Raw genomic sequence first — 20103 nt, forward strand, 5'->3', positions numbered from 1 at the left:
GCGCCTGCTGCGGATCGGCGAAGTGCGCTACGGTGATGGATACTTCTGCCGGTCCGCAGGGAGCCAGGATGTCCGCCGAGTCACAGCGCATCTCCCGCCTCCGACCCTATCTCGACCGGGCGGAGCCCGCTCCGACTCTGCTGAAGATGCTCGTCGGCGTGCAGCTGGCGGGTTTCCGCGAGGACGCCGGGCTCGCCCAGGACCAGGCGGCGCGCGCCCTGGGCTTCAGCCCGGCGAAGCTGTCGCGCATCGAGTCGGGCAAGGGGCGCAGGCCGCCGACCGAGGCCGATGTCCTGGCGCTGCTGAAGCTGTACGGCGCGGACGAGTACGAGGCGTCGGTGCTGCTCCAGCTGCTGCGGCGGGCCGGAGAGCCCGGCTGGTGGCAGCGGTACGACAAGCGGCTGATGCCCGAGTGGTTCGACCGGCTGGTGGGGTTGCAGGAGGCGGCGGCCTCGATCCGTACCTTCGAGATCCAGTACGTGCCCGGACTGCTCCAGACGGCGGACTACGCCCGGGCGGTCGTGGAGCGCGGGCTACCGGTCGCGCCGCCGCACGAGGTACGACGGCGGGTCGAACTGCGCGCCCGGCGCGCCGAGTTGCTGCTGCGCCCGGACGCGCCCCAGGTGTGGGCGATCGTCGACGAGTCCGTGCTGCTGCGGGTGCTGGGCAGCCGGGCGGTGATGCGCGAGCAGCTCGCGCATCTGACCGAGATGGCCCAGCTGCCCCATGTCACTGTGCAGATCGTGCCGCTGGACGTGACCAACGCGTCCGCGCCCTCCATCCCGATCACCTATCTCCGATTCGACGGCCTCGATCTTCCGGACGTCGTCTATCTGGAGCACATCAGAAGCGCGAACTTCCTGGAGGACCGGGACGAGACGGAGGAGTACCGGGTCGCCCTCGACCGGCTGGCGGACGAGGCGCTCACGCCGCGTGACTCGCTGGCGCTGCTGCGGGAGACGACGGAGCGGCGCTACCCGGAGGAGTGACCAGGGCGGTGATCACCGGACCGGGATGCGGCCGACGCCGCCGAACTCGATCCACTCGTGGGTGAGCTGACGGGGTGCCACCTCGGTGTCCGGTCGCCAGGTGGACACCTCGACGAGGCCCGGTTCGAGGATCTCCAGTCCGGTGAACAGCTCGGCGACGTCCTTCTCCTGGCGGACCCGGCCCCAGTGGCCCTGCGTGGCCTGGTCCATGAAGTTGGTGACGAAGTCACGGACCTCGGGGTCCTCGCTGACCAGCTGGCACATCAGCAGGAAGCTGCCGGGGGCGAGCCGTTCCGTCACACGCCGGACCACGGCCTGCGGGCCGTCGGTGTCGCTGTCCGGGATGCAGTGGAAGACCGAGTTGAACAGCACGGCGACCGGCTGGGAGAAGTCGATCAGGCGCTGGGTGTCGGGGTGGGAGAAGATCGTGTCCGTGTCCCGCATGTCGGCGTGGATGACGCAGGTGCGCTCGTCCTGCTCCAGCAGCGCGCGGCCGTGCACCAGCACCATGGGGTCGTTGTCGACGTAGACGACGTGGGCGGTGGGGTCGTGGCGCTGGGCGACCTGGTGGACGTTGTCCTGGGTGGGCAGGCCGGAGCCGTGGTCGAGGAACTGGCGGATGCCGTGCTCGGCCGCGAGGGTCTGTACGACGCGCTGCAGGAATCGGCGGTTGTTGACGGCCAGTCGGCGGGTGCTGGGGACGACCTTGTCGAGTTCGTCGCAGGCCGCGCGGTCCGCGGCGTAGTTGTCCTTGCCGCCCAGGTAGTAGTCGTACATCCGGGCGGCCGTCGGGACGTTGGCGTCGATCTCCTTGGACAGCGGCTTGTCGGTGTGCATGGATCCCCCTGCTTCACGCCGAGTGCCAACTCGACTGGCTTGACAGGGAGTACATCCTAGGGATGCGGTGACGGACGGTGCCAGCCCATGTGCGAAACAGGCGCGCCGTGGCGGGCGCGGGGTCCGGGGTGCGGACGGCCCGCGCCCGCCGGCTCAGGCGGCGTCCAGCTCGGCGAGCTCCTCAGGGGTGAGGACGAGGTCGGGGGCGGCGGCGGAGTCGCGGATGGTCTCCGGACGGCTGGAGCCGGGAATGGGGACGACCACGGGCGACTTGGCGAGCATCCAGGCCAGGCAGACGCGCTGCGGGCTCACACCGTGGGCCTTGGCGATCCGGGCGAACGGGGCGTGCGCGGAGCCCAGTTCGCCGGCCCGGGAGATGCCGCCGAGGGGGCTCCAGGGCAGAAAGGCGATGCCGAGCTCGTCGCACAGGCGCAGCTCGGGCTCGCTGGAGCGGAACGCCGGGGAGAACTGGTTCTGCACGGAGACCAGGCGGCCGCCGAGGATGTCGTTGGCCAGCTTGATCTGGTCCGGGTTCGCGTTGGAGATGCCTGCCATCCGGATCTTGCCCTCGTCCAGCAGGTCACGGACCGCGCCGACGGACTCCTCGTACGGCACCCGGGGGTCGGGGCGGTGGAACTGGTAGAGGCCGATCGCCTCCACGCCGAGCCGGCGCAGCGAGGCCTCGCAGGCCGCCTTGATGTGGGCCGGGCTGCCGTCCAGGGTCCAGCTGCCGTCGCCGGGGCGCAGATGGCCGCCCTTGGTGGCGACCAGGACGTCGGCGCCCCGGTCGTGGGCGGCGAGGGCCTTGGCGACCAGGGCCTCGTTGTGGCCCACCTCGTCGGCGTGCAGGTGGTAGGCGTCGGCGGTGTCGATGAGCGTGACGCCCGCGTCGAGGGCGGCGTGCACGGTGGCGAGGGAACGCGCCTCGTCGGGCCGCCCCTCGATCGACATGGGCATCGCGCCCAGACCGATCGCGCTGACCTCTACGTCACCGATGCGGCGAGTGTGCATGGGTTCGTGACCTCTTTCGGCTGTCGCGCGGTACCGATGTGGCCGGGCCCCTGGTAGGACACCGGACCTTCACCAGCCTGGCTGGCCAGGTGGCCAGAGGTCCAATAGAGGAATGAGAACGGATTCAGTGCCGACGGTGCTGAATGGGTGCGGCCCGGCCGGTCCGCGAACGGCGGCGGCGATTCCACACGGGGTGGGCCTGCGCCGTGCCCGCCGCCCATGCCGCGCCGGCTGCGGCCAGTGCGGCGGCGGCCGGTCCGTCGTACGGTTCGGCGATCCCCCGTACGAGCTCGGCGCGCCCCGGCCCTACCCCAAACCCCGCTCCAGCGCACCCCCAGATCAGCGCACCGATCCCCCACGCCAGCGCGGCCCCCGAGCGCCCCCGCTCACGACGCGGCGTCGGCGCGATTCCGCGACGCCCGCGCACTCACCGCCCACGTCAGCACGCGGTACCCCTTTCCCCCGTCCGTGTGACACGCTCACCCAGACCGGCCTCGACCACGCCGGTCCTCGCAAGGTTCCGCACCGTGGGAGAGGCGACGCATGCGTATCGGACTGCTCGGCACCGGCCCCTGGGCGCAGATGGTGCACGCCCCCGTCCTGAGCGAGCACGACGGGCTGGACTTCGTCGGTGTGTGGGGGCGCCGCCCGGCCGCCGCCAAGGAGCTGGCGGACCGTCACGGCACACGGGCCTACGACGACGTGGACGCCCTGCTCGGCGAGGTGGACGCGGTGGCGGTCGCGCTGCCCCCGGCGGTGCAGGCGGACCTCGCGGTGCGGGCCGCGCGGGCGGAGTGCCATCTGCTGCTCGACAAGCCCCTCGCGCCGACGGTCGCCGAGGGGCGGGCGGTGGCCGAGGCGGCACGCCGGGCCGGTGTCGCCTCGGTCGTCTTCTTCACCACCCGCTTCCAGACCGAGCCCGAGGCCTGGATCAGCGAACAGGCGGGCGGCGACGGCTGGTTCGTCGGGCGCGCCCAGTGGCTGGGCGCGGTGTTCACCAGCGGCGACAACCCCTTCGCCGCCTCACCGTGGCGGCGGGAGAAGGGCGCCCTGTGGGACGTGGGCCCGCACGCCCTGTCCGTGCTGCTGCCGGTGCTCGGGGACGTGACCGGCGTGTCGGCCGCGGCGCACGGTCCGCAGGACACCGTGCACGCCGTCCTCGACCACGTCACCGGCGCCTCCAGCACCCTGACCCTCAGCCTCACGGCCCCGCCCGCGGCGGCGGGCGCCACCGTCGAACTGCGGGGCGCGACCGGTGTGACGTCCCTCCCGGAGAGCTCCGAGGGCGCGCTGCCCGCGTTCTCCCGGGCGGCCGACGCGCTGCTCACCGCCGCCCGCACCGGCCGGCCGCACGCGTGTGACGCGGCGTTCGGGCTGCGGGTCACCGAGATCCTGGCGGCGGTGCAGGACGTGCTCGACCGGACCGTCGACTGAGCCGCATGGCATGACGGTGCGCGGGGGCACGGAACGGACGTCCGTTCCGTGCCCCCGCGCACCGTGGGGCTCTCGGGCCGCGGCCCGCTCTGCTCGGGGTCACGCCTCAGGCGTGCCGGTGCGAACGCCGGCCGCCGGTGACGGCCCGGTACAGCAGGAGCAGGATGAGCGAGCCGACGATCGCGGCGACCCACGTCGACAGGTCGAAGAACCCGTCGATCGAGTCGACGCCGAAGATGACCTTCCCCAGCCAGCCGCCGAGCAGACCACCGGCGACACCGATCAGCATCGTGATGATGATCCCGCCCGGGTCCTTGCCCGGCAGCAGCAGCTTGGCGATGGCGCCGGCCAGAAGCCCGATCAGGATCCAGGCGATGATGCCCACGTCTCCTCCACCCTCCGTCGGAACTGTGTTCCCCTACCGGATGCGCCAAGAAGCCGTTGTCAAACCAGAAACCGGAACATGACACCCGGCAACGACATCCCGGCCCGGCGTAGCGTGGTGGTGTGGATACGGCGCAGGTCCTGTCACGGATCCGGCACCGGGACCGGCGGGGCTGGCTGCGGGGCGCGCCGCCGCCACGCTGGGTGCGGGTGCTGCCGGTCGCCCTGATCGCGGGCGTGGCCCTGGCCACGGTGGTCAGCCACGACCCGCTCGACATCGGCTTCCTGCTGGGCGCCATCCCGCCGCTGGCCGTCCTGTCGTACGGGCCGCTGGCGACGGCGATCCTCGGCGCGGCGGCGATCGCGCTGCTGCACGTCCCGGCGCTCCAGCTGAACCGGCCCGGCAACACCGACCTGTGGACGATCGGCTTCGTCGCCGCACTGAGCGTGTTCGTGTCGTTCGTCCGCAGTCACCGCGACGCCCAGCTCGACCTCGAGCGCACCATCGCGGAGGCCGCGCAGCGCGCCCTGCTGCCGCCGCTGCCGGAAGTGGTCGGGCCGGTGCGCTGTGCGGGCCTGTACCGGGCGGCGCAGCGCGGGACGCTGGTCGGCGGTGACTTCTACGACGTGCGGGACGGGCCCTACGGGGTGCGCGCGGTGCTGGGCGACGTCCAGGGGCACGGTCTGGCGGCCGTCGGCACGGTGGCCTCGCTGCTGGGCGCCTTCCGGGAGGCGGTGCTCGACCAGCCCGACCTGGAATCGGTGGCCGGCCGGCTGGACCGCCGGCTGACGGTGGACTCGGCGGAGGCCCGGCATGCCGATCTGTTCGCGACCGTCGTGCTGCTGGAGTTCGCCCGCGACGCGCGGTCCGTCAGGGTGGTGGCCTGCGGGCATCCGCCGCCGGTGCTGCTGCGCGCGGGGCAGGCCACGGACATCGGGGTCGAGGCGTGCATGCCGCTGGGGCTGGGCCTCGCCGACAGCACCCCGCACCGCGGGGTCACCGTGCGGCTGGAGCCGGGCGACGGGCTGTTCCTGGCCTCGGACGGCGTCTTCGAGGCCCGTGACCCGGCCGGCGCGTTCTACCCGGTGTCCGAACGGCTGGCGCTGCTGAACGGGAGCACCCCCGCCGCCCTGCCCGACCGCGTGTGGGAGGACCTGCTCCGGCACACCCGGAGCATCCACGACGACGTCACGATGCTCGTTCTCGCTCCCCGGCCGCCGCAGGAGCCGATCAGGAACAGCGCGTAGGGCTGCGGCTTCGGGATGCAGGGTGTGCTCCGGCGTTGAATGGTGTAAGTGGACCCGATGACCGCACCGGGTCCGCGGCAGAACCCCCGGACCGGAGGAGCAGAGATCATGTCGACGCCACAGCCCGACGCGTCCCGGCAGCCCGCGGACCGCGTCACCCCGGACGCCCTGCTCCACCCCCGCACCGGCACGGACGTGTCACCGGAGGACGTGGTGCTTGCCTCGGGCAAGGACCTCACACCGAAGAACCTGGAGTGGGCGCGGCGCAAGCTGGCACAGGAGGGCGACGCCGCACTCGACAAGCTGCTGCCGTAGGACCTGTCCGGCGGATCATGCCGCAGACGACCCAGCGCCGGTTTCCTGCGACCTGATCCGCCGGGCCGGCCGTCAACACGCCTCAAGTGCCGCCGTATTGGCTCCTGCACCACGGTTTCGCCCTTACGGAGAGGCCGGGTGGGCTGTCACACTTCCGAGGGTGCCCGACTTCGACATGCTCGTCCTCGGATCCGGCCCCGGTGGCCAGAAGGCCGCCATCGCCGCGGCCAAGCTGGGCCGCCGGGTCGCCGTCGTCGACCGCCCCGACATGGTCGGCGGGGTCTCCATCCACACCGGCACCATCCCCTCCAAGACGCTGCGCGAGGCGGTGCTCTACCTCACCGGTCTCACCCAGCGCGACCTCTACGGGCAGAGCTACCGCGTGAAGGAGGACATCACCGTCGCCGACCTGATCGCGCGCACCCAGCACGTGGTCGGCCGCGAGGTGGACGTGATCCGCAGCCAGCTGTCCCGCAACCACGTCACCCTGTTCGCCGGCACCGGCCGCTTCGTCGACCCGCACACCGTCGCCCTGCACGAAGTGGGCGGCCAGGAGCGGCTGATCAGCGCCGAGCACGTCGTGATCGCCACCGGCACCCGGCCCGCCCGGCCGGACAGCGTGGAGTTCGACGGCCGCACGATCATGGACTCGGACAACGTCCTGGCCCTCGAACGCGTCCCGCGCTCCATGGTCATCGTGGGTGCGGGGGTGATCGGCATGGAGTACGCCAGCATGTTCGCCGCCCTCGGCAGCAAGGTGACGGTGGTCGAGAAGCGGGCCGGGATGCTCGACATGTGCGACGTCGAGGTCGTCGAGTCGCTCAAGTACCACCTGCGGGACCTCGCGGTGACGTTCCGGTTCGGGGAGACCGTCGCCGCGGTCGAGCGGCATCCCCGGGGTGCCCTGACCGTGCTGGAGAGCGGCAAGAAGATCCCGGCGGACGCGGTGATGTACTCGGCGGGCCGGCAGGGCCTCACGGACGGCCTCGACCTCGACAAGGCGGGCCTGACCGCCGACGCGCGCGGCCGGATAGCGGTAGACGAGCACTACCGCACGCAGGTGCCGCACATCTACGCCGTAGGCGACGTCATCGGCTATCCGGCGCTGGCGGCGACCTCCATGGAGCAGGGGCGGGCGGCGGCGTACCACGCGTTCGGGGAGCCGGTCGGGCGCATGCACAACCTCCAGCCGATCGGCATCTACACCATCCCGGAGATCAGCTTCGTGGGGCGTACGGAGGACCAGCTCACCGAGGACCGGGTGCCCTTCGAGGTCGGGGTCTCCCGCTATCGGGAGCTGGCCCGGGGGCAGATCATCGGCGACTCGCACGGCGTGCTCAAGCTGCTGGTCTCGCCCGAGGACCGCACGCTGCTCGGCGTGCACTGCTTCGGCACGGGCGCGACCGAGCTGATCCACATCGGGCAGTCCGTGATGGGGTGCGGCGGCACGGTCGACTACCTGGTCGACGCGGTGTTCAACTATCCGACGCTGGCGGAGTCCTACAAGGTGGCCGCCCTGGACGCCACGAACAAGCTCCGCCAGATCGACCGCATCGCCGACTGAGCCGACCGAGCCGACCGAGCCGACAGGCCGGTCAGGGCGAGTCCTCGTCCACGACGTGCACGGCCGCCTCCTCGGCGCCCGCGGCCCCCGCGTCGACGCCCTTGTCCTCGGCGACCTCCTCCTTGGTGGTGTCCGGGTGTGCGCCCTCGTCCGGCGCCACCAGACGCCCGGCGCGCTCGGTGCCCGCCTCGGGGTCGACCGGCTCGCCCGCGCCGCCGGGGAGGTCGCCGATGTCGTCCCCGGCGGGCTCGGCCACGTCGGGCCGCTCCTGGGCGAGGCGCTGGTCGAGGGTCTCGCCGGTGTGCTGTTCGCCGGCCGTGGTGCCGTGCTTGGTGACGCCGAGGGGCTTCTCCGGCGGCGAGTAACCCTCGTCCAGGGTGTCGTCGTAGGTGCGCTCGTCGACGGCGTCCTGCAGGTCGAGGGGCGCCGCGTCCGCCTGCTCCTCATTGGTCCCGGTGGGCTGGTAGGCGTCGTCGGCCGTCGCGGCGTCCGCCACCGGTTCGGGGCGCGTCCCTTCGCTGCCCATGGCTGCCTCCCTGTCGTGCTGCGTCGACTCGTCGATCTCGGCGTCGGTCCCTGTCCGCGTTTCCCGTCGAGGGCGCTCCATGCGCGCTTCCTGCCGGGCGGATCGCACGGCGCCCACGCCGGTTCCGCTTCTCGGGCGGCAAGGTCCCTGACCGGCGTGGGAGTTGGCCGTGCGGCAGTCCGCAGGAGTTTTCCCGGGGGGAATCTTGCACGGCCGACGCGCGGGGCTATCATCACTCGCACACACGGTGTGACCGTCCGACAACGGGGCGGCCACCACCGCACCCTCCCCGTTTCCAGCCGCCCCGGCCCGAGGCCATCCCTCTTCGGTCGACGGCGGATTCACCACCCCCCACACCACTTACGCCGTCGGGGCGTTCGCCCTCGCGTCGTGCAAGTCGAAAGCAGCGCAGGCATGAGCAAGAGCACGGGCAGAGGGCTGCAGGCAGGCGCCCTCGGGACGTTCGACACCGTGGTGATGGCGGTCGCGGGCAGCGCCCCCGCGTACTCGCTGGCCGCCACCACGGCCGTTCTGTTCGGGGCAGTGGGGCTGGCGGGCCCGGCGGCTCTGCTGTACTGCGCGATACCCATGCTGGGCATCGCGCTGGCGTTCAGCCGTCTCAGCCGTATCGACGTGAACGCGGGCGCCAGTTACTCCTGGGTGGGCCGTACGCTCCACCCGTTCCTGGGGTTCATCAGCGGCTGGGCGCTGGTGGTGTCGGCGACCATCTTCATGGTGGCCGGTTCGCTGCCCGCCGGGTCGATGACGCTGGCCCTGTTCGACAAGGACCTGGCGGACGACACCGCGCTCGCCTCGGTGGTGGGCGCGGGGTGGTTCCTGCTGATGCTGCTGGTGGTGCTGGGCGGCGCCCGGCTGACCGTGCGCGCGCAGCTGCTGATGTCGGGTGTGGAGCTGGTCATCCTGGCCGTCTTCGCGGTGCTGGCGCTGCTGCACTCGGACAACGCCCGTACGTTCGACTGGTCCTGGCTCGGGTTCGGCCACTTCGACGGCCTGTCGGGCTTCGCCGCCGGGGCGCTGGTCGCCGCGTTCTACTACTGGGGCTGGGACGTCGCCTGCAACCTCAGCGAGGAGACCCGCAACAGCCGCCGTACGACGGGCCTGGCGGGCCTCATCGGGATCGGCATCGTCTTCCTGCTGTTCCTGGTGTTCACCATCGCGGTGAACATCGTGCTCTCCACCCGGCAGATCGAGGAGAACGGCGCCGACGTGCTGGCCGTGCTCGGCGACGAGATCTGGCCGGGCTGGGGCGGCAAGCTGATCGTCGCGGCCGTGATGCTGTCCACCATCGCCACGCTGGAGACGACGCTCATCCAGGTCACGCGGTCGCTGTTCGCGATGGGCCGGGACCGTACCATGCCGGCCGCGCTGGGCCGGGTGCACCGTCGGTGGAACACGCCGTGGGTGGCGATCGCCGTGGTCGGCGCGGTGGCGCTGGCGATGTTCGTCGCCGCCAACACACTGGGCTCGGTCGGCGACATCCTCTCCGATGCCATCTCGGCGATCGGTCTGCAGATCGCCGTCTACTACGGACTGGCCGGCCTCGCCGCGGTCGTCGCCTATCGGGGCATGCTGCTGCGCTCACCGGGGCACTTCCTGCTCGGCGGGGTGTGGCCGTTGCTCGGCTCGCTGTTCATGTTCTGGATCTTCGTGGAGTCCCTGGGCGAGTTGAGCGTGACGGCGGTCGCGATCGGCGTCGGAGGGCTCGCCGTGGGTCTGGTGCCGATGCTCTGGTACTGGCAGCGGGGCAGCGACTACTACCGCCCGGACCGGCTGGACGCCACCCGCGCCATCGCGTCGGACTACACGCCCGACGGCCATGCGGCCGCGGTGTCCCGCAGCCACGAGGGTCTCTCCACCGACTTCTGAAAGAGACCCCCATGGCGCGCGACCGCTTCACCCCCGACTTCGACCCCGACTGCGGGGACGCGGACCTCACCGCGGCCCGCCACGACATCGTTATCGGCCGCTGGCAGGGACTGCGTGAACTGCTGCGGTCCACCGGACCCGACTGGCCCCTGCGGGGGCACCGGGTGCGGCTGCTCGCGCAGGCCTGCGCGGGCAGTTCGGCGGTGGAGTCCTGGCTGGCCGCCGAACCGCACAGCGCCGACGCGCTGGTTCTGCGGGCCGCGACCGAGACGGCCCGGGCGTTCAACCTGGCCATCTCGGCCGGGCGGGGCGTGCCGATCGACCGGGAGCGCATCGACGGCGCGGTGCTGGCGTGCCTGCGCGCCACGGAGGCGTACCCGGCGGACCCGACGCCGTGGATCTCACTGATCTCCGTGGCCCGCCTGTACCCGCAGGGGGTGCGCCGACGGGAACTGGCCCGCTGGTGGGAGGAGTTGCACCAGCGGGACCAGTACAGCATGGAGGGCCACATCCAGGTACTGCACTACTACTCCTCCCGCTGGCACGGCACCCACGGCCTGATGTACGACTTCGCCCGCGACACCGCCGGACTGGCCCCGCCCGGCTGCGCGCTGCCGGTGCTGGTGCAGTACGCCCGCGTCGAGGAGTTCCGCTACGCCCTGGACGCCGCCCACGGCCACCGCTCCGCCGTCGGTCTCGGGCAGCACTGGGACCACGACGGCGCCGTCAGCGACGTACGCCGCACCTGGCAGCGCTGGATCCAGGAACGCCCGGACACTCCGGTCACCCCGGTCGAGCTGCGCGACCTCAACTACCTGGCGCACGCCGCCTGTCACGCCGGCACCTCGGACATCGCCGCAGATCTGCTCCGTCTGCTCGGCCGCCAGTACACCCGAACGCCCTGGTCGTACACCGGAGATCCGGCGAAGGAGATCATCCGGTGGCGGGGCCAGCTGCGGGTGTGAGACCGAACCCCGTCGGTGAACTATCCGTCGGTGAACAGGAACTCCGGACCGTAGGTCCTTCCGCTGCCGTCGGGCAGCGGTCTCCGCATCGCGGCCCGGGCCGGATCCTGGAGGGCGAACATCTGGCCCACGGCCTTGTTGAGCAGTTCCTTGGCGGTGGCGGGCAGATCAGCCTGCCAGGCGGCCTCCAGGAAGCGCAGCATCTGACTGTAGGTGCGGTTGACGGCGTCGAGGAGTTGCCTCGTCTCCGGGTCCGGCGCCAGCGGGCCGGAGGTTCCCCAGCCTCCGGAGGGGACCCTGCCCATGGGGAGGGCCGGGGGCATCGGGATCTCGGCGCCGGCGAACTCCCACCGGTCCGGGTTCTCTGCGGTCCTCACCAGTTTGCGGCCGTGGAAGATCTCCCGGAAGACATAGAAGTGGGCCAGTTCCTCGGGCTCCCCGGGGTGGGGGTTCTCCGGCGATGCGGAGGTGCCCTCGCCCTGCTCCTTGATCACCCCGATGGCCGCTTCGACATCGGCCAGGGATCTGAGCGCGCCCACATTGTTGCCCTCGCCGTGGTGCGGCATGTTCCTGGTCAGCTGGTGGCCTCCGGTGATCAGGTCCGGATGGCTGCGGAACGCCTCCAGCACCGCGGTGTAGAAGGCCCCGATCGACGTGTGCGTTTCGGCTGCCGCGACCGGTCGGTCGGGTTCCTCGATGCGCGAGTACAGGTCCAGTGAGTCTTTGGACAATCCGCTGAGGAACACGGTGAGTTCGGGTCGTACACCGCCCGGCAACGGGCCCGGGTACGCGGGCACCGCCCTCGCGTCCGCGAGCCGGGGAACTCCACCGACGGTGGTGAGCAGATTTCCGGCGAGACCGAGATGGGACATCTCGTCGAACACGATCCGCCCGATCGCGGAGGACGCTTCCCCGTCCCGCGCGGAATCGTCGATCGACCACAGGCCGCACAAATACGGCGGCAGCGTGGCGAGTTCCAGCATGACTGCCTGCTGCAGGGCCTCCTTCAGCCAGTCGGCGTCGCGAAGTTCCGCGGGCTCGTCCAGCAACTCGACGATGCGTTTGCTGCGGTATTCGAGAACAGAAGTCACGGAGAACTCCCTCCGTGCGGAGAAATCCCTCTCGTACGCCTTTCCCGTCACGAGCGTAGCCGGGCGCCGTCACTCCGGCGTCATCGATACGGCGCCGGAATCATCTCGGCGAGTGCCCGGGACGGCTCGACGCCGAGTTCCTCGCGCAGCAGCCGCCGGAACGCGCGATAATGCCGTATCGCCTCGATCACATTGCCTTCCCGCAGGTGAGCCGAGACGACCGCCCGGTGCGCACTCTCCCGCAGCGGCTCTATGCGTACGCTCGCCAGGGCGGCCTCCAGCGCCAGTGCGGGGCTGCCCCGCCTCGCCAGGCTCTCGGCGAGTTCGTCCAGGGCGTGCAGCCGCAGCTGGCGCAGCCGTTCCCGCTCGAAGAGCACCCAGTCCTCGGCCCAGCCCGGAAGCAGATCTCCGCAGGTGAGGAGATCCATCGGCGCCGCACCGTCGCCTTGGGACCCACGGGAGCGGACCAGGCCGAGCGCGGTCTCGGCCAGGGCGTGGGCATCCACGCGCACCTGGTTGGTGATCGCCATCGTCTCCCCGTGGCAATGGATCAGCGGCTGACTTTCGCGCGGCAGTTTCCACAGGGTCGTCCGCAGGCTGCCCCGGGCGCGTTCCTCGGTGGTGTCCGGCCAGAGCGTGCCGGCGAGTTCGCCGCGCGTGGCGCACTTGCGCAGCGCGAGGAACGCCAGCAGTCGTTGCCCATTCATGCAGAGGTTCACGGGCTCGGCGCCGAATTCGAGCCGGAACTGACCGAGGAGCCGCAGTCGGGGAGGAAAAGCCGAGATGGACATCCGCCTTCTCGCACAGCGCGTTTGACATCACGACAGGGCCGAGCAGGCCGCTTCCACGGTATGTCACCCGACCGCCGACGGCTCATCGAGGCGCGTCAGCCGCAGTTGCGAGTACCCGCTGGCCGGGATGAGACTGATGGTGTATGCGGAGGCGCCTCGGCGCAGCCTCCACCTATTCCGCCGCTGTCGCGGCACCTTCTGCAACGGGCAGTTCATCGCGGCGCGTGTCCCATCCGAATACCACACCGCGTGATACCACACCGCGTGTCCGATCCAGAGAACGAGAGAGCGGGATTTCCATGACGAACGGACCCATGCGAGCCTTCGGCGACCGCCCCGACCGCCCCGATGGCTCCGTCACGGGCCAGAGCACGGGCTACACCGGTCGGTACGTGGTCCTGCTCGACCAACGCAACCAGGAGAGCGGACTGAGCGCTCTGCGCGCCTCGGCGGACATCGCGCCGGTGGAGCATGTCCGGGGAGCCGAGATGACGGGCGTCGCCGAACTCCTGGAACGCCCCGATGTCTCCGTACTCTTCGATGACCTCGCCGCCGCCGTCGTGGAAGTGCGGCCCGAGCAGCGGCATGCTCTGGTGACCACGGCCGAGGGGGAATCGACGATCCTCGCGGCGGAGCCGGAGCGTCTGGTGTACGCCTCGCCGATCACCGCCCCGCAGCAGGCGCCGACCGAGTTCTACCCCGCGTACCGCAGCGACGAGGACGTCGTCATGCGTACGTCCCAGGCCGAAACCGCCGCCGTCCAGGGGCCGGCGTGGGACGCCCAGCACACCACCTGGGGACTCCAGGCGATCAGGGCCAACATCTCCGGCCTCACCGGACGGGGAGTGAAGATCGCCGTACTCGATACCGGCGTGGACACCGATCACCCCGACCTGGCCGGGCACCTCGACGACACGGCCTCGTTCATAGTCGGCGAGACCGTCGAGGACGTCCAGGGCCATGGCACCCACTGCATCGGCACCGCCGCCGGTCCGGCCACCCCCCAGCGGGGGCCCCGCTACAGCGTGGCGATCGAGGCACGCGTACTCGCCGGGAAAGTACTCAACAACAGCGAGGGCGAAGGCGGGGACGGCGGGATCCTTGCGGCCATCGCCTGGGCGATGGCCCGTGGGGCACGGGTCATCTCCCTGTCGCTGGGCGCTCCGGTCCGGCAGGGTGAGCTCTTCCCGCAGACGTACGAGATCCTGGCCCAGCGTGCGCTCGAACGCGGCACGGTGATCGTCGCCGCGGCGGGCAACAGCAGCCGAAGGCCCGGATTCGTGGCGCCCGTCGAGCGCCCCGCCAACTGCCCGTCCATCCTGGCCGTGGGCTCGCTGGACCCCGCTCTGAAGACGGCCGCCAGTTCCTGCGGAGGCATCAACGGCCAGGGTGGCGAGGTCAACATCGCCGCCCCCGGCAGGTTCGTGCACTCGGCCGCCCCGGGCGGTGGCTACGCGACGCACTCGGGCACCAGCATGGCCACGCCGCACGTCGCCGGTGTCCTCGCCCTGCTCGCCGAGGCGAACGGCGGCGCTTCCGCGGCCCGGCTCAAGGACAGTCTGTTGTCCAGTGCGTTCCCGCTGACACACCCCGCCAGGGATGTCGGTGTGGGTCTGCTCCAGGCCCCGTGAACGAGGGATCGCGCTCCGCACCGGTCGGGGTCATCCTCGCGGTCGACCCCGACCGGTTCGCGGAGCTGGTCGAAACCCTGCGACGCGCAGGGCTGACGGTGACGGGCCGGCAGCCGGCCCTCGGCACGCTCTCCGGCACCGCCCCGGAGGATCTGATACCGACCCTGGAGGCGATCGACGGCGTCGACTCGGTCGACCGGGAACGCACCGTGCGCCTGCCTCCGCCGGACTCCCCGACTCAGTGAGCCGGCGGAACGCGGGCGCACGACGCGTTCACTGCCGTCAGAACCCGCGGCACGACGCCTACCGGACCGCGCGGGCCACCGGTGCGACGTACACCCGCAGCCCTTCGATCCGGTGGACGTTCCAGTCGCGGGCGTACGCCGGCGGGTGGCCGTCCGCCGTGGTCACGGCGGCGACGGGGATGCGGTGGGCGGTGCTCAGGATGGCCGCCACGGTGGTGTTGGCGTTGTGGCCGCGCACCGCGCCGGAGGAGCAGCCGGTGTAGTAGGCGAGGGGGATGGCCTCGTGGCCGGTGAGCAGGCAGGGCGGGCTGACACCGAGGCTGTGGAGTCGGTCGGCGGTGCGGGCCCACACCTCGCGGTCGGCGACGGTGCGCTGCGCGGTGCGGTCCACGACGACGTACTGCACCACCAGATGGCCGACCAGGCCGAGCGCGACGAGTGTCGCCGCGACGGGTCGCCACCGCCCGTCCGGTGCCTTGACCAGGTGCCACAGCGCGTCGGCGACGGCGAGGGCGAGGAGCGCGTAGGTGGGCAGCAGGAAGCGCGGTGCCGCGTACTCGATGAGGAAGAGGTAGGGCACGCCGGCCGTCGTGGCGCAGGCCACGGCGACGAGGGTGGGGGTGGTGCGGCCGGCCCGGATCGCGATCGCGAGGCCGAGCGCGGCCAGGAGCGGGAGGGCGAACCACCACAGGGCGATGGCCGGGTCGGGCATCGGGGCGGTGCAGGGGCGGCAGAGGGTACGGCCGCCCAGGCTGCGCAGTTGGTCGTCGACGGCGAAGTTCAGGCCCAGTCCGCCCTGGATGCGGGAGGCCTCGGCGAGCCGCTCGCCCAGGCCGCCGTAACTGACGTACGCCTCGACGATCCACTCCGCGGCCCCGGCCGCCAGGCCCGCCAGCAGTGCCCCGAGGGCCCGCCACCGCCGTGCGCCCACGGCGAGGACCAGCAGCGGAACGGTCACCCACACCGCGTCCGTCGGCCGCATCAACGCCATCAGCGCGGCGCTCGCGGCGACGCCCCACAGTGCCGGGCCGCCCTCCCGGGCCCGCACGAAGCAGCCGACGCAGATGAGGGCGCCGATCGCCACCCAGTAGTTGGGCATGGCCTGCGGGCCGTAGTAGAGCGTCACCCACAGGGTGCCGAACAGGGCGCCGGCGGTGGCCAGGACGCGCGGCGGGAACAGGCCGCGCCAGGAGCGCAGGGCCAGGTAGAGGCCGAGGCCGGCGAGGAGGGCGAGGTAGACGCGGAGCAGTGCGGTGGACGTCGACCAGGACGCGATCGGCGCCACGAGCACGGAGACGCCCCGGGCGCGGGGTGCGCTGAAGAAGGCGGCGGGGGCCTGGTCGCCGACCTGGCTGACGTACACCGTCTCGTCCCAGCCGAGGCCCATGACGGGCGGCACCAACAGCAGTTGCGCCACGGTGAACGCGCCCGCCACCACCGCCGGGGCGCTCGGCGAACCGAACCGTAGCGCTCCTACGCGGGTGATCCTCGCACTTTCGGCCATGATCCGGCCCCTCCCCCGTGGCTCACCGGTCTCTGACACCCCCACAGGTCATGAACCAGGGGTGTAATCAAGGAAAACATGAAGAAACCTAACTCATGGAGGCGGGGTGTGCTTTTGGTGTGCGGTGCGGCGGCTGCTTCGGGGTCGGTCGGACGGGCGTCGGGGGGACCATGCGAACGGCGGGGCTGTCGGGGCTGACGTTCAGGGGTTCCCCGTGGTGACCGATCGTCAGGGACGGGCCGGCGAGAAGGGTGTACGTGGCCTTGTCGGGGGTGATCTCCACGCGCAGGCGCCGGTCGAGGAGTTGGATCGTGAACGCCAGCCGACTGAACCGCTCCGGCAGGCGGGGCGCGAACCGCAGGGTGTCGCCGTCGCGGCGCATCCCGCCGAAACCGGCGACCAGCGCCGTCCACGTTCCGGCCAGCGACGCGATGTGCAGCCCGTCGCGGGTGTTCTGCTCCAGGTCGGCCAGGTCCATCAGGGCCGCCTCGACGGTGTAGTCGTAGGCGAGGCCGGGGTGGCCGGCCTGGGCGGCGATCACGGCCTGGACGCAGGCCGAGAGCGAGGAGTCCCGGACCGTCAGCGGCTCGTAGTAGGCGAAGTTGCGGGCGATGTGCTCGTCGTCGAAGTGGCTGCCGCAGGTGTACATCGCCAGGACCAGGTCGGCCTGCTTGACGACCTGCTTGCGGTAGAGGTCGAAGTACGGGAAGTGCAGCATGAGGGGGAACTGCTCGGGGCCCGTCGACTCGAAGTCCCAGCGCTGGTAGCGGGTGAAGCCCACGTGCTGCTCGTGCACGCCGAGGTCGTGGTTGTACGGGATGTGCATGGCGGTGGCCGCGTCGCGCCAGGCGGCGCTCTCCTCCTCGTCCACGCCCAGGCGCGCGGCCTGTTCGGTGTGGCGTTCCACGGCGTCGGCGGCGGCCAGCAGGTTCGCCCGGGCCATGAGGTTGGTGTACGTGTTGTCGTCGGCGATCGCGCTGTACTCGTCCGGGCCGGTCACCCCGTCGATGTGGAAGGTGCCGTGGGGGTCGTGATGGCCGAGCGAGCGCCACAGCCGGGCGGTCTCCACCAGCAGCTCCACGCCCGTGTCCCGCTCGAAGTCGCGGTCGCCGGTCGCCGCCACGTACCGGACCACGGCGTCGGCTATGTCGGCGTTGACGTGGAAGGCGGCGGTACCGGCGGGCCAGTACGCCGAGCCCTCCGAGCCCTCGATGGTGCGCCACGGGAACGCGGCGCCGCGCAGGCCGAGTTGAGTGGCGCGTTCGCGGGCGGCGGGCAGGGTGTTCTGCCGCCAGCGCAGCGCCTCGGCGACGGCACCGGGCGAGGTGTACGTCAGCAGGGGCAGCACGAAGGTCTCGGTGTCCCAGAAGGCGTGGCCGTCGTAGCCGGAGCCGGTCAGGCCCTTGGCCGGGATCGCCCGGCCCTCCGCGCGGGCGCCGGCCTGCAGGACGTGGAAGAGGGCGAAGCGGACGGCCTGCTGGATCTCCTCGTCGCCGTCGACCTCGACGTCCGCCCGCGCCCAGAAGTCGTCCAGATAGGCCTGCTGTTCGTCGAGCAGCCCCTGCCAGCCGCTGTGCGCGGCCGCCGCGAGCGCCGCCTCCACCTGGTCGCTCATCGCGGGCCGGGAGCGGGCGCCGGACCAGCCGTGCGCCACCAGCTTCTCCACCCGCAGCCGCTCACCGGGGTCGAGCACGGAGGTGACGGTCAGGCGCGCGACGTCCACGTTGCTCTCGCTGTTCGTGGTGGTGCGCTGGGGGCCGGTGACGACGTGGTCGGCTGCCACGGCGACGCGCAGACCGCTGCGCCGGGTGCGGTGCACGAGACGCAGCCGGGGCCCGTCGGCGAAGCCCTCCTCCTGCTCCAGCGGGGACTTCAGCGCCCGGGCGGCACGCGGGTCGCCGTTCGGCTCGGGCAGGCTCTCGTTGGTGACCAGCTCCGACTGGATCACCACCCGCGTACGGCTGTCGACGGGCTCCACCTCGTACGCCACGGCGGCGATCGCCCGCTGTGTGAGCGACACCAGCCGCGTCGAGCGCACCCGCACCGTCGAACCGGCCGGTGAGGTCCACTCGCAGACCCGTTCGAGGACGCCCCGGCGCAGATCCAGGGTCCGCTCGTGCGCGACGAGCCGCCCGTAGCGCAGGTCGAACGGCTCGTCGTCGACCAGCAGCCGGACGACCTTGCCGTTGGTGACGTTGATGACCGTCTGACCCGACTCCGGATAGCCGTATCCGGCCTCGGCGTACGGCAGGGGATGCAGCTCGTGCACCCCGTTGAGGTACGAGCCCGGCAAGCCGTGCGGCTCGCCCTCGTCGAGGTTGCCGCGCCAGCCGACGTGGCCGTTGGACAGCGCGAACACGGACTCGCTCTGTGCCAGCACGTCGAGTGTGAGGTCGGTCTCCCGCACGGTCCACGGCTCGACGGCGTACGCCCCCTGTGCGATCACTCCTTGCCCCCCAGTTCGGCGAGATCCCCTACGACCCGGTCCGCGCCGTGCGCGTACAGGGCCTCGGCCTGTCCGGCGCGGTCTACGCCGACGACATAACCGAAGTTGCCCGCGCGCCCCGCGTCCATGCCGGCCAGCGCGTCCTCGAAGACGGCCGCCTGCCGCGCCTCGACGCCGAGGTCGTGGGCGGCGGCCAGGAAGGTGTCCGGTCGCGGCTTCCCGGGCAGCTCGCGCTCCGCCGCCACGACGCCGTCGACGCGTACGTCGAACAGGTCCTCGGCGTCGATCGCCCGCAGCACGTCACGGCAGTTGGCGCTGGAGGAGACGATCGCCGTGCGCAGGCCCTGGGCGCGGGCCGCCTCGATGTAGCGCAGGGTGCTGTCGTAGGCCTCGACGCCTCCGCTGCGGATCTTCTCCAGGAGAAGGTCGTTCTTGCGGTTGCCGACGCCGTGCACGGTCGGGGCGTCGGGCGGGTCGTCGGGGGTGCCTTCGGGCAGGTGGATGTCGCGGGAGGCGAGGAAGGTGCGCACGCCGTCCGCGCGGGGGCGGCCGTCCACGTACTCGTCGTAGTCGGCGACGGCGTCGAACGGCCGGAAGGAGCCGCCCTCGCGCTCGCGCAGGAAGGCGTCGAAGGTCTCCTTCCAGGCGGCGGCGTGGACCACGGCCGTCTTGGTGACGACCCCGTCGAGGTCGAAGAGGCAGGCCAGGATTTCTTCGGGAAGACCGAGCTGCGTCATACAGGACCGGTTTCCCCGCTCGACGGGGTCCAGTGGGTGGCGGGGGCCACACGCGCGTGCCCCCGCCCGTCGGGCCGTCAGTCGAGCGGGAACGAGTGGTGCTCGTGCGCGACCCGCCAGCGGCCGTCCTCCTTGCGCAGACCGATCGTCAGCCGCAAGCGCAGGGTGGGCCGGGCGGCCAGCTCCTTGGGGGTGCCGCAGCGCAGCAGGGCGTGGGCGTAGGCCACGTCGGTGCCCGCCGTGACGTCCAGGGACTCGATCTCGAAGGAGGCGCCCTGGGACTGCCACTCGAAGAACGGCGGCCAGGTGTCACGGTAGGCCTCGATGCCGCGGACGCCCTCGTGCGGGGCGGCACGTCGAACATGACGATGTCCTCGGTGTGGTCCGCGAGGACGCCGTCGAGGTCTCCGCGGTGGACGGCTTGCGCCCACCGGGTGATGAGGTCGCGGATCCGGTTCTCGTCGTCGGACATGGTCGGCGGCTCCCTTCTGTCTCGTC

Annotated in this window: 18 protein-coding genes and 1 pseudogene; 9 read left to right on the forward strand and 10 right to left on the reverse strand. The window is 71.7% G+C overall.

What is annotated here, in order from left to right:
• The first annotated feature begins 68 nt into the window (after positions 1-68).
• Positions 69-989 (forward strand): helix-turn-helix domain-containing protein, encoded by a 921-nt coding sequence (locus tag I2W78_RS01770; protein ID WP_196456308.1) that lies wholly within the window; start codon positions 69-71, stop codon positions 987-989.
• 12 nt (positions 990-1001) lie between these two features.
• Here the strand turns inward: I2W78_RS01770 and I2W78_RS01775 are convergent, their stop codons facing one another.
• Both I2W78_RS01775 and I2W78_RS01780 read right to left on the reverse strand, forming a co-directional pair.
• Positions 1002-1826, reverse strand: coding sequence for an SAM-dependent methyltransferase (locus I2W78_RS01775; RefSeq protein ID WP_196456309.1), 825 nt, complete (start codon positions 1824-1826; stop codon positions 1002-1004).
• A gap of 153 nt (positions 1827-1979) precedes the next feature.
• Entirely contained in the window at positions 1980-2837 is an 858-nt protein-coding gene (locus I2W78_RS01780; protein WP_196456310.1) for an aldo/keto reductase, read from the reverse strand.
• A 543-nt stretch (positions 2838-3380) separates the two neighbouring features.
• On the opposite strand from I2W78_RS01780, the gene I2W78_RS01785 reads away from it, so the two are divergent.
• Positions 3381-4271 carry a Gfo/Idh/MocA family protein gene (locus I2W78_RS01785; protein WP_196456311.1) on the forward strand — a complete coding sequence of 297 codons (891 nt, stop codon included), beginning with the start codon at positions 3381-3383 and terminating at the stop codon, positions 4269-4271.
• A gap of 106 nt (positions 4272-4377) precedes the next feature.
• Here the strand turns inward: I2W78_RS01785 and I2W78_RS01790 are convergent, their stop codons facing one another.
• A complete protein-coding gene (locus I2W78_RS01790; RefSeq protein ID WP_196456312.1) occupies positions 4378-4656 on the reverse strand; it encodes a GlsB/YeaQ/YmgE family stress response membrane protein in 279 nt (92 codons plus the stop codon).
• Between the two features lie 122 nt (positions 4657-4778).
• Here I2W78_RS01790 and I2W78_RS01795 point away from each other — a divergent pair, with 122 nt between their 5' ends.
• From I2W78_RS01795 to sthA, 3 genes are all read left to right on the forward strand, one after another.
• Positions 4779-5903 (forward strand): PP2C family protein-serine/threonine phosphatase, encoded by a 1125-nt coding sequence (locus I2W78_RS01795; RefSeq protein WP_307783577.1) that lies wholly within the window; start codon positions 4779-4781, stop codon positions 5901-5903.
• A 108-nt stretch (positions 5904-6011) separates the two neighbouring features.
• Positions 6012-6218 (forward strand): hypothetical protein, encoded by a 207-nt coding sequence (locus I2W78_RS01800; RefSeq protein WP_189699376.1) that lies wholly within the window; start codon positions 6012-6014, stop codon positions 6216-6218.
• A gap of 160 nt (positions 6219-6378) precedes the next feature.
• Positions 6379-7782: a Si-specific NAD(P)(+) transhydrogenase gene (sthA, locus tag I2W78_RS01805; RefSeq protein WP_196456313.1), complete on the forward strand. Its 1404-nt coding sequence runs from the start codon at positions 6379-6381 to the stop codon at positions 7780-7782.
• Between the two features lie 31 nt (positions 7783-7813).
• Here sthA and I2W78_RS01810 read toward each other — a convergent pair whose 3' ends face one another.
• A complete protein-coding gene (locus tag I2W78_RS01810; RefSeq protein WP_196464363.1) occupies positions 7814-8308 on the reverse strand; it encodes a DUF5709 domain-containing protein in 495 nt (164 codons plus the stop codon).
• 414 nt (positions 8309-8722) lie between these two features.
• Between I2W78_RS01810 and I2W78_RS01815 the strand changes: the two genes are divergently transcribed.
• Both I2W78_RS01815 and I2W78_RS01820 read left to right on the forward strand, forming a co-directional pair.
• Positions 8723-10195 (forward strand): APC family permease, encoded by a 1473-nt coding sequence (locus I2W78_RS01815; RefSeq protein WP_196456314.1) that lies wholly within the window; start codon positions 8723-8725, stop codon positions 10193-10195.
• Positions 10196-10206: 11 nt separating this feature from the next.
• Complete coding sequence (locus tag I2W78_RS01820; protein ID WP_196456316.1) at positions 10207-11160, forward strand: hypothetical protein; 954 nt, start codon at positions 10207-10209, stop codon at positions 11158-11160.
• A gap of 20 nt (positions 11161-11180) precedes the next feature.
• On the opposite strand, the gene I2W78_RS01825 is transcribed toward I2W78_RS01820, so the two are convergent.
• The gene (locus I2W78_RS01825; protein ID WP_196456318.1) at positions 11181-12251 is read right to left on the reverse strand and encodes a ferritin-like domain-containing protein; all 1071 of its coding nucleotides are present in this window, start codon (positions 12249-12251) and stop codon (positions 11181-11183) included.
• Between the two features lie 80 nt (positions 12252-12331).
• On the reverse strand, positions 12332-13042 hold the full coding sequence (locus I2W78_RS01830) for an AfsR/SARP family transcriptional regulator (RefSeq protein ID WP_196456319.1): 711 nt from the start codon (positions 13040-13042) through the stop codon (positions 12332-12334).
• A gap of 299 nt (positions 13043-13341) precedes the next feature.
• Between I2W78_RS01830 and I2W78_RS01835 the strand changes: the two genes are divergently transcribed.
• Both I2W78_RS01835 and I2W78_RS01840 read left to right on the forward strand, forming a co-directional pair.
• Positions 13342-14673 (forward strand): S8 family serine peptidase, encoded by a 1332-nt coding sequence (locus tag I2W78_RS01835; RefSeq protein ID WP_196456321.1) that lies wholly within the window; start codon positions 13342-13344, stop codon positions 14671-14673.
• Positions 14670-14918, forward strand: coding sequence for a hypothetical protein (locus I2W78_RS01840; RefSeq protein WP_196456323.1), 249 nt, complete (start codon positions 14670-14672; stop codon positions 14916-14918). The genes I2W78_RS01835 and I2W78_RS01840 overlap by 4 nt, the downstream gene beginning before the upstream one ends.
• 58 nt (positions 14919-14976) lie before the next feature.
• Here I2W78_RS01840 and I2W78_RS01845 read toward each other — a convergent pair whose 3' ends face one another.
• The 4 genes and pseudogenes from I2W78_RS01845 to I2W78_RS01860 form a co-directional block, all read right to left on the reverse strand.
• The gene (locus I2W78_RS01845; RefSeq protein WP_230885295.1) at positions 14977-16422 is read right to left on the reverse strand and encodes a hypothetical protein; all 1446 of its coding nucleotides are present in this window, start codon (positions 16420-16422) and stop codon (positions 14977-14979) included.
• Positions 16423-16510: 88 nt separating this feature from the next.
• Positions 16511-18868 carry a glycoside hydrolase family 65 protein gene (locus tag I2W78_RS01850; protein ID WP_196456325.1) on the reverse strand — a complete coding sequence of 786 codons (2358 nt, stop codon included), beginning with the start codon at positions 18866-18868 and terminating at the stop codon, positions 16511-16513.
• On the reverse strand, positions 18865-19605 hold the full coding sequence (locus I2W78_RS01855; RefSeq protein ID WP_196456327.1) for a beta-phosphoglucomutase family hydrolase: 741 nt from the start codon (positions 19603-19605) through the stop codon (positions 18865-18867). Before I2W78_RS01855 ends, I2W78_RS01850 begins: the two co-directional genes overlap by 4 nt.
• A 77-nt stretch (positions 19606-19682) precedes the next feature.
• Positions 19683-20077 (reverse strand): annotated as a pseudogene (locus tag I2W78_RS01860) (YybH family protein).
• Positions 20078-20103: the final 26 nt, after the last annotated feature.

This window comes from Streptomyces spinoverrucosus (genome assembly GCF_015712165.1).
GTDB classification, from domain to species: Bacteria; Actinomycetota; Actinomycetes; order Streptomycetales; family Streptomycetaceae; genus Streptomyces; species Streptomyces spinoverrucosus_A.